This is a genomic window from Micromonospora sp. NPDC047620, assembly GCF_043205005.1.
Classification (GTDB): domain Bacteria; phylum Actinomycetota; class Actinomycetes; order Mycobacteriales; family Micromonosporaceae; genus Micromonospora.
In genome coordinates, this window is the sequence record NZ_JBIDDG010000090.1 from 1 (window position 1) to 1,890 (window position 1,890).

The window sequence follows — 1,890 nt, forward strand, 5'->3', positions numbered from 1 at the left end:
ACGGTCGCGATGTGGTGGGGGACTTCCCCGTCGATCGCGGGTGGGACCTCGGCACGCTTTATGATCCCGAGCCGGGTGTGGCCGGTAAGACCTATACCTGTTCGGGTGGATTCCTTTCGGGGGCGGGGGATTTCGATGCGGGGTTTTTCGGGATTTCGCCGCGGGAGGCGTTGGGGATGGATCCGCAGCAGCGGTTGTTGCTGGAGGTGGCGTGGGAGGCGCTCGAGGACGCGGGTATCGATCCGCATGGGTTGCGGGGTAGTGAGACCGGTGTGTTTGCGGGGTTGATGTATCACGATTATCCGGGTTGTGATGCTGCGTCGGGTTCGCTGGCGTCGGGGCGGTTGTCGTACACGCTGGGTGTGCATGGTCCGGCTTTGACGGTGGATACGGCGTGTTCGTCGTCGTTGGTGGCGCTGCATCTGGCGTCCCGATCTATTCGCGGCGGTGAGTGCGAGCTCGCGTTGGCGGGCGGCGTGACCGTGATGTCCACCCCCGGACCGTTCGTGGAGTTTTCGCGGCAGCGTGGGTTGTCTGTGGATGGGCGGTGTCGGTCGTTCGGTGTGGGTGCTGAGGGGACGGGGTGGGGTGAGGGTGTGGGTGTTGTTGTGTTGGAGCGGCTTTCGCGGGCGCGGGAGTTGGGTCATTCGGTGTTGGCGGTGGTGGCGGGTTCGGCGGTGAATCAGGATGGTGCGTCGAATGGGTTGACGGCGCCGAATGGTCCGGCGCAGCAGCGGGTGATTCGGGCCGCGCTGGCCGCTGCCGGGCTGGGGGTCGGCGATGTGGACGTGGTCGAGGGGCATGGCACCGCTACGCGGTTGGGTGATCCGATCGAGGTGGGTGCGTTGCTGGCGACTTACGGTCAGCGTGATCGGGCCGGTGATCCGGTGTGGTTGGGGTCGGTGAAGTCGAATGTGGGTCATACGCAGGCGGCTGCGGGTGTTGCGGGTGTGATCAAGATGGTGCTGGCGATGCGGCATGGTGTGTTGCCGAAATCCTTGTATTGCGAACAGCCTTCGCCGCATGTGGACTGGGAAGCGGGCAATGTGCGGTTGCTGGATCGGGCGCGCGAGTGGCGGACGCCGGAGGGGCGTCCGCGGCGTGCGGGGGTGTCGTCGTTCGGTATCAGTGGTACGAATGCGCATCTGATTCTCGAGCAGGCCCCGGAACCGCTACCCGCCGCCGACGACACCTCGGCATCCACACCGCTCGTGACGCAGGGGCTTTCGGTGTGGGCGCTGTCGGCACGCTCGCACACCCCGCTCATCGGTCAGGCGAACCGCCTGCGCGAATTCGCCGCCACGGCGACCACGGCCGATCCCGCCGCGATCGGCTGGTCCCTCACGCGCCGCGCGCTGTTCGAACACCGCGCCGTCATCGTCGGGCGCGAGCGCGGCGAGCTGATCACCGGTCTGGATCGCATCGCGAAAACCGATGAAGCCGACACCGATTCGGCGGATGCGCAGGCGGCTCCGGTGGTGGGGCGAACGGTGCCGGGTGTGGAGTCGGTGGTGCTGGTGTTCGGCGGTCAGGGTTCGCAGTGGGCGGGGATGGGCCGGGAGCTGCTGGCGGGGTCGCCGGTGTTCGCGGCGTCCCTGCGGGAGTGCGAGCAGGCCCTGGCCCCACACGTGGACTGGTCGCTGACGCAGGCGCTCGGCGACGAGCGCCTGCTGAACCGGGTGGACGTCGTGCAGCCGGCGCTGTGGGCGGTGATGGTCTCGCTGGCACGGGTGTGGCAATCGCTCGGCGTTCCGGTCGGCGCGGTCGTGGGCCACTCGCAGGGCGAGATCGCGGCGGCCTGCGTCGCGGGCGTGCTGTCGATCGCCGACGCCGCGCGCGTAGTGGCGGTGCGCTCGCGGGTGCTGCGGCGCCTGGCGGGCTCAGGCGGTA

At 68.5% G+C, this 1,890-nt stretch carries 1 protein-coding gene; it reads left to right on the forward strand.

Annotated features, from left to right (window positions below; all coding sequences use genetic code 11):
• A partial coding sequence (locus tag ACGF5C_RS34325) for a type I polyketide synthase (protein ID WP_393308515.1) occupies window positions 1-1,890 on the forward strand: 1,890 nt, incomplete at both ends.